Origin of the sequence: Dietzia sp. SYD-A1, assembly GCF_015356725.1 — a bacterium.
GTDB lineage: Bacteria > Actinomycetota > Actinomycetes > Mycobacteriales > Mycobacteriaceae > Dietzia.
Window position 1 is genome coordinate 1 of the sequence record NZ_JADDKI010000219.1, and the last position, 7,044, is coordinate 7,044.

The 7,044-nt window shown below is 69.8% G+C and carries 8 protein-coding genes; 5 read left to right on the plus strand and 3 right to left on the minus strand.

Annotated elements, in window-relative coordinates:
* Positions 1-486: alpha/beta fold hydrolase (locus IY392_RS09860; protein WP_194861104.1), on the minus strand; the 486-nt coding region annotated here is incomplete at its 3' end.
* Positions 487-659: 173 nt separating this feature from the next.
* On the opposite strand from IY392_RS09860, the gene IY392_RS09865 reads away from it, so the two are divergent.
* From IY392_RS09865 to IY392_RS09880, 4 genes are read left to right on the plus strand one after another with little or no spacing between them, the layout of a single operon-like run.
* Positions 660-1,013, plus strand: a complete 354-nt coding sequence (locus IY392_RS09865) for a PadR family transcriptional regulator (protein ID WP_182612837.1) — start codon at positions 660-662, stop codon at positions 1,011-1,013.
* Positions 1,014-1,015: 2 nt separating this feature from the next.
* A complete protein-coding gene (locus IY392_RS09870) occupies positions 1,016-1,360 on the plus strand; it encodes a DUF1048 domain-containing protein (RefSeq protein ID WP_228549243.1) in 345 nt (114 codons plus the stop codon).
* 55 nt (positions 1,361-1,415) lie between these two features.
* On the plus strand, positions 1,416-2,219 hold the full coding sequence (locus tag IY392_RS09875) for an ABC transporter ATP-binding protein (RefSeq protein WP_194861105.1): 804 nt from the start codon (positions 1,416-1,418) through the stop codon (positions 2,217-2,219).
* Positions 2,216-2,983 (plus strand): ABC transporter permease, encoded by a 768-nt coding sequence (locus IY392_RS09880; protein WP_194861106.1) that lies wholly within the window; start codon positions 2,216-2,218, stop codon positions 2,981-2,983. The genes IY392_RS09875 and IY392_RS09880 overlap by 4 nt, the downstream gene beginning before the upstream one ends.
* A 7-nt stretch (positions 2,984-2,990) precedes the next feature.
* Here IY392_RS09880 and IY392_RS09885 read toward each other — a convergent pair whose 3' ends face one another.
* Together IY392_RS09885 and IY392_RS09890 are read right to left on the minus strand one after the other, a co-directional pair.
* Positions 2,991-3,602 carry a hypothetical protein gene (locus IY392_RS09885; protein ID WP_194861107.1) on the minus strand — a complete coding sequence of 204 codons (612 nt, stop codon included), beginning with the start codon at positions 3,600-3,602 and terminating at the stop codon, positions 2,991-2,993.
* A 113-nt stretch (positions 3,603-3,715) separates the two neighbouring features.
* Positions 3,716-6,373, minus strand: a complete 2,658-nt coding sequence (locus tag IY392_RS09890; protein WP_194861108.1) for a LuxR family transcriptional regulator — start codon at positions 6,371-6,373, stop codon at positions 3,716-3,718.
* 184 nt (positions 6,374-6,557) lie between these two features.
* On the opposite strand from IY392_RS09890, the gene IY392_RS09895 reads away from it, so the two are divergent.
* The gene (locus IY392_RS09895) at positions 6,558-7,013 is read left to right on the plus strand and encodes a hypothetical protein (RefSeq protein ID WP_194861109.1); all 456 of its coding nucleotides are present in this window, start codon (positions 6,558-6,560) and stop codon (positions 7,011-7,013) included.
* The last annotated feature ends 31 nt before the right edge of the window (positions 7,014-7,044 follow it).

Below are 7,044 nucleotides of genomic sequence, written 5' to 3' on the forward strand. Positions count from 1 at the left end.
GTCCGGGCGCGCGCCCAGGGCCACCGAGTGCGCGGCGAACCGCGCCGGCCCGTATCCCCGCGCCGCGCGGAGTCGCTCGGCCCGCACCTGCGGGTCGTGGCCGCTGTCGCCGAAGTACACCGCCTCCATGCCGTCGAGGGCGATCTCCTCGTACTCCTCCGGGCTCAGGTCCGCCGCTCGGGCTGCGCGCGTTGCTGCGGCATCCGGATCCTCTGTGCCCACGGGCGCGGTGACCAGGACGAGTCCGGCCAGGAGGGACGGGTGCCTCTCCGCGAGGTGCATGGCCACCACGCCGCCGAGGGAATGTCCGACGACGACGCTCCCGGAGGCGATCAGCCGGGCGGTCTCGTCGACGAGCGCGTCGAGGTCGGGCACGGCCGGCAGGTCCAGGGCGGTGGCGGCCCAGCCCTCCGGCAGGGCTCGGAGGGTCGGGTCCCACGACTGCGCGTCGCCGTGGAGGCCGGGGAGAAAGACGAGGTTCGTCATGGGCGAGGGGCTCCCTCTACATCGACGCCGGGGGGTGACCCGACTGTAGCCCGGCGGTGTGAGGAACCGGCTGGCGCTCGGGCACCTGCACGGTGGTGGCGGTCTTGCGCTGCCGCTATTCTGCGTTACTATGTACCAGTAGTCATTGACACTGAGTAGTTGGGGGACGTCCCATGGGCAAGCAGGCCACCGAGATGCTCAAGGGAACGCTGGAGGGCATCGTCCTGGCGATCCTGTCCGACCGGCCCGCGTACGGGTACGAGATCACCGCGTGGCTCCGGGGTCACGGTTTCGCCGACATCGCCGAGGGCACCGTGTACGCGCTCCTGGTGAGGATCGAGCAGCGCGGCCTCGTGGACGTGGAGAAGGTCCCCTCCGAGAAGGGCCCGCCCCGGAAGGTGTATTCGCTCAACGCCCGGGGGCGCGGGAACCTCGACGAATTCTGGAACACCTGGGACTTCCTCGTGGAGCGCATAGACCAGCTCCGTCACCACAACGACAGCCCACAGGGCGAAGGAGAGAGATGATCATGGTCGCGAAATGGATCGAGGCCCTCACCGGGTCTCTGGATCAGAAGAAGCAGTACAAGCGCCACATGGCGCGGGTCGACGCTCTCCCCGAGCCGTACGGCAGCGCCGCCAAGGCGCTCAACCGGTACTTCCTCTACTACGGAGGATTCACCGACGGCGACACGCTCATCGCGATGATCGGCGACCACGCCGACATGGCGACCACGCCGACATGTGGGAGCGAGCCGCGGTCGACGGCACTCCCGTGCGCGCCGTCGTCGGGGACGACCCGGTGGAGTTCGCGGAGACATTCGCCCGCTCGTACTCCGGCAAGGAGTGGATCGACAAGGAGCGCCGGCGCCTGACCGAGGCCATCGACGCCGCGGCCGGCGATTCCGGAGGGGATGAGGGGGCCCTCTCATGACCGCGCCGCCCCTTCACGCGATCCGTGTCCACGGTCTGGAGAAGTCGTACAAGGACCTGCCCGTGTTGCGCGGCGTGGACTTCGATGTGGCACGGGGCAGCATCTTCGCACTGCTCGGCTCCAACGGCGCCGGCAAGACCACAGTCGTGAGAATCCTCGCAACCCTGCTCGAGGCCGACGCGGGAACGGCCGTTGTCGACGGCCTCGACGTCGCCGCACAGGCTTCGGAGGTGCGAGAGCGCTTCAGTCTCACCGGACAGTTCGCCGCCGTCGACGAGATCCTCACCGGGCGGGAGAACCTCGTCCTCATCGCCAGGCTTCGCCACCTCGACGACCCGGGCACGATCGCGGATGATCTCCTCGAGCGCTTCTCGCTGACCGCCGCGGCCACGCGGAAGGTGTCGACGTACTCGGGTGGGATGCGTCGCCGTCTCGACATCGCCATGAGCCTCATCGGGAGCCCACCGGTGATCTTTCTCGACGAGCCGACCACCGGGCTCGACCCCCGGGCCCGCATCGAGGTGTGGCAGGCGGTCAGAGAACTGGCCGACGGCGGGACGACGGTACTGCTCACCACGCAGTATCTGGAGGAGGCCGAACAACTCGCCGACCGCATCGCGATCCTCCACAAGGGTCGGATCATTGTCAACGGCACCCTCGCCGAGCTCAAGCGGCTGCTCCCGCCCGCACAGGTCGAGTACGTGGAGAAACAGCCGACCCTCGAAGACGTCTTCCTGGCCCTCATCGGCGAGGACGACGCGGACCACACGGACAGTGCCACGAGTAGGGAACAGCGATGAACACGCACTTCCTCGGCGACACCGCCGTCCTTCTGGGGCGGTCCCTGCGCCACGTCACCCGCAGCCTGGACACCATCATCACGACCGTCATCACGCCGGTCGCCTTCCTGCTGTTGTTCGTCTACGTATTCGGCGGCGCGATCGACACGGGCCCGGATTCGGGGTCGTACGTGAACTACCTTCTGCCCGGGATCCTCCTCATCACCATCGCCTCGGGGATCGCCTACACCGCGTACCGGCTGTTCCTGGATATGAAGGGCGGAATCGTCGAACGACTCCAGTCCCTACCGATCGCGCGCTCAGCCGTGCTGTGGGGACACGTGCTGACCTCGCTGTTCGCCACTCTGATCTCGCTGGCGGTCGTCGTGGGCGTCGCCCTGCTCATGGGGTTCCGCTCACCGGCAGGGCCGTTGGCGTGGTTCGGTGTCGCCGGCATCCTGCTCCTGTTCACCCTGGCGTTGACGTGGCTCGCGGTCATCGCCGGGCTCTCCGCCACCACGCCGGACGGGGCGGGTGCGTTCTCCTACCCGCTGATCTTCCTCCCGTTCATCAGCTCGGCATTCGTCCCCACCGACACCATGCCCGGCCCGGTGCGCGCCTTCGCCGAACACCAGCCGGTGACCTACATCGTCAATGCCATCCGCGACCTGTTCGCGCAGCAACCGGTCGGCACCGACCTCTGGATCGCGATCGCCTGGTGCGTCGGCATCCTCGTCGTCGCATACACCTTCGCCATGGTCACCTACCGCCGCACGATCGCCTAGGTGGGCGTCACACGATTCGTCTGTGCACCTGAGACCGGGCGAGCTCGTACGTCTTGACCAGCCAGAACCCGGCGAATGCGTACAGCGCCGCAGCTTCACCGGCGAACAGGGCCACCGACGGCCCCACCGCCCACGCGACGACCACCGCCGCAGCCGGGAACGCCACGACCAGGACGGCCAGGATCCGGTAGGTCACGCGATACCGTCGCCGCACGTGTCGATCGCTGAGCGATGAGAGGGTCTCCTGTCCGTAGAAGAAGATCGACAGCGCGGCCAGCGCGAAGAACCCGACCGCGGCCACAGCGTGGACCGCCCCCGCGACGGTGGGCCCGGGCAGAGAGGTGCCCGACGTCGGGACCAGCGCCACCACGATCGAGAGGACCCCGGCCGCGTTGAGCAGTGCGTTCTCTCCCCGGGTGTAGCCGCGGTAGGCCACCAGCGCGACGCCTATCGCCACGAGGATCCCCACGAAGACACTGCGCGCCGGCGAGTAGTAGAAGGCGCTGAGCGAGCCCCTCATCGCCACCGCTGGGTCAAGGGCCACCCACAGCAGGAGAACAGCCGGGAGCACCAGGGCGCCGGCGGCGATGACCATCCGGAGGACGAAATAGGTCTCCACGATATAAGCCGCGGGCGCCTCGCAGAAGGTGGCCGGGACGCCGTGTCCCGGGCCGGCCGGCCCACGCCCGCCCGGTGGCCGACGCATGCCCCCACCCCCTCGCCGTGGCTCGTTCACCCTCGCAGCCGGGTGCCGGTCTTGGTGTAGATCCGGTTGAGGTGTCCCTCCACGGTCCGCTTGGACAGGTGGAGCTCGGCCGCGATCTCGGCGTTGGTCAGCCCCTGACCCACGAGAGTGGCGATCTGGGATTCGCGACGGGTCAGAGACACGCCCTGAGGGATTCTGGTGGCAGCGCCTCCCGGACCGGGCAGACCGCTCGCCGATCCACCGATCTCGGAGGTGGCGATCATCCGCTCGGCCTGGATGTGGTGCTGCGAACCCGGAGTGGCGAGGTGGCGCACGCGGTCGGCGACCGCCACGGACACCATGTGCAGACCGCATTCCCGGGCACGGTGGGCGTCGTCGAGAAGTCGCCGGGGGTTCTTGGCAAGGGAGTCGGCGGCGATGTCACGCACCAGCACCGGAAGATCGCCGGTGACCTCCAGCTCGGACACCAGCTGGCAGCTCTCGCGATCGGCGGACAGCACCCCGGCCATGGCGGCCCGCGTGGCGGACCCCAACTGCCCCTCGTCGATGAGCGAGCGGACGATCTCGCGGGCCTCCTCGCTGTGACCGAAGCAGTACAGCACCCCGGCCTCGGCTCCGCGGATCTCCGGCCCGAGCGGAGAATTGGTGTACTCGCGGATCCCACGCAGGCGCCGCAGCTTCTCCTTCGCGGTGGCGGTTCGACCGGACAGGGCCGCGATCAGCGCGCACAAGGACAGGGCGCGCGACAGGTACTCCTCGGGGCCGTCCACCTCGATGGTGTCGATCGCATCGGACGCGGCGGCCACCGCCGCCGACAGGTCCCCGGCGGCCAGCGCGATCTCGGCGTCGGCGACCCGGCGCAGGCCCGGGCCCAGGCGGACGGAGTCGTCCTGCTCGACCGCGATGAAGGGCGCGATCTCCGCCTGCAGGGCCGTGACTCCGAACCCGTGCAGGACCACGTACAACAACGAGGCGAGATACTCCTCCGACGCCCATGCGTGGGAATCCATCGTCCGCGTCCGGCGGGCCAACCGCCGCAGGACGGCCAGCGCGGCGTCGGACTGCCCGAGGGCGTCCAGCGCGATGGCATGGAGTGCGTCGAGTCTTCTCTCCCACTCGGCCGACAGCGGTGCGGGGCGCAGCGCATCCGGTGGAAAATCTGCATCGGACGGAGGCTCGCAGAGTGCGGTGTAGGCCCGGGCCGCCTCGCGGTACCGTCCCGCATAGCAGAGGTGCACCACGGTCAACGCGTCCAGAACCGAGTGCCCGGGGTCGCCCGGCACCAGGAATCCATGGGCCGACTCGATCAGCATCAGCGCGTTCTCCGGGCTCCGATCGCGGTAGTGCGCGAGATCCGCCCGGGCCGCCACGTTGTCGAGCAGCACTCTGGTGAAGTCGGGCCCACCCGGGTCGTCGTCGCCACCGTGGACCGCCGAGGCCCGCAGACACTCCAGTGACCGCTCGAACATCTCGGCCGCCTCGTGCACCCTGTCGGCCCACCGCAGGCACGAGCCCGCGACCAGGTCGAACTCGGCCTGCTGCAGCGGCGTCATCACCAGCCCCGCGCGCCTTGCCGCCTGGGACAACCCCACGCCGGTGCGGTAGTCGTTGGCCTCGAACGCGGCACGGGCCGCGGCCAGGGCTGCGGACGCGTCCACACGGGCGCCCTGAACTGCAGGGGCGCCCAACACCACGGAGCGGGCGGCGGGCGGCCCGGTGCCGGCAGCGGTACCGGCGGGCAGGTTGGTCAGAGCCCACAGCACGACATTCGGGTCCGGCTGGACGATGCCCGGAAGCGCGAGGACGGCGTCGTAGGTCTCCCGCCGACGGCGATGATCCGCGGCGTCGCGGAGAGCGGCGGCCAGAACAGGGGGCTGCACGGCGAGCACCCGGGCGCCGTCCTGCTGACCCTCCACCACGAGCGCACGGGCCATCAACTCGCTGACCACCTCGCAACCATGCAGGTTCTCGAGGTCCGGGACGCTGATGCGGCGAGCGAGAGCGACCGTCGTCAGGGCGTCGGTCAGGGGGTCCACGCCACCGGCACCGGATGCGCTGCCTCCGAGCCACCGCTGCGGGTCCACGGCCACATCCATGACCGCGGTGGCCGGGTCCACCGTCAGCGTCAGGCGACCACGCATCAATAGGTTCAGCTTGCGGGTCGCGAGGTCGTCGTAGGTGGCGCGCAGGGCGGTGAGATTGCCGTGAGAGCAGGTCCACAACGCCTCGACCAGCCGCGCCGACAAGGGGACCCCCACGGCCGCTGCGACCGCCGCTTCCGACCCGGTGCGGGTGAGATTCCGTAGCGTCAGTCGGGTGGTGCGGTAGGCCACCTCGTCGCGGCACCACGGCGGTAGCGGCGCACCCACCCGAGCAGAGGCCACCACCACCGCGCCGTCGGGCAGCGCGCGTGGCGTGTCGGCCCGGTCGAGGTCGTCCCACACAGCCACTCGGACCCCGGCAGCGCGCAGCCCGGCGGCGATGTCGACGGCACAGCGGCTGGCACCCACGCCCGGCGGCCCCACCACCAGCACACCGCGCCGGGTGTCGACGCACATCGCGACCGCGCGGGCCACGGTGTCCGCACGCAGCACCGAGCGATCGTTCTTCCACGCCGGCACCAGTCCCACCTCCAGTCCGGCCACAGCGGGATGCCGGGCACCACGTCCGCGTCCGGGAATCATGCGTACCCGGATCCACCCGGGAAATCGGGGCCACCTGGGTGTCAGGGGCACGAGCTCCGCTGCGGCGCAGCAAAAATCAGGTGTGCCGCACTCTATCGGGACCTGGCGGCTCCGTCAGAGGATAGGAGCTAATTCACCAGGCTCGCGTCACACCGGCGCGACACCCCACCGAAAGGGCTCTCTCGTGAACAGACCGCTGTCCGTCTCGATCGCATCGTGGATCTGGGTGTTCTGCGGCCTGTTCACCACGATCACCATCGCCGGCGTGATCAGCGCGACCGATGCGTTGTCGCTGGTCGCGGGTCTGTGGGGCGACGAGGTGACCGCTGGCGGGGCCGGTGTGGGCCTGAGTGGCGCCAGCGGACCCGGCTGGACCGGGTGGGCGCTCGCGACCGTCTTGTTCGCCGCCATGGTCGTGCAGGTCACGACGGCCCCGAGACTGCGTGCCGGTGAGCGCCGGAGTCGCGCCCTGCTGACGACCGCCGCGAGCGTCTCCCTGATGGCCGTGGTGTACGACCCGACGCTGTGGTCGGCGTGGTTGCTGCTCGTCGCCAACGCCGTGGCACTGCTCTTCACATACGACGACCACGCGCTGGACTACCTGGAGACCCGGCCGGAGCAGCTGGCCTCGGCGCACTGAGGCCACCGGTGGCGATTGCACGGCAGACCCG

What these genes read in the sequence shown, in the direction of transcription:
- IY392_RS09865 (WP_182612837.1), top strand. Translation starts at nt 660, where the DNA reads ATGGGCAAGCAGGCCACCGAGATGCTCAAGGGAACGCTGGAGGGCATC.
- IY392_RS09870 (WP_228549243.1), top strand. Translation starts at nt 1,016, where the DNA reads ATGGTCGCGAAATGGATCGAGGCCCTCACCGGGTCTCTGGATCAGAAG.
- IY392_RS09875 (WP_194861105.1), top strand. Translation starts at nt 1,416, where the DNA reads ATGACCGCGCCGCCCCTTCACGCGATCCGTGTCCACGGTCTGGAGAAG.
- IY392_RS09880 (WP_194861106.1), top strand. Translation starts at nt 2,216, where the DNA reads ATGAACACGCACTTCCTCGGCGACACCGCCGTCCTTCTGGGGCGGTCC.
- IY392_RS09890 (WP_194861108.1), bottom strand. Translation starts at nt 6,373, where the DNA reads ATGATTCCCGGACGCGGACGTGGTGCCCGGCATCCCGCTGTGGCCGGA.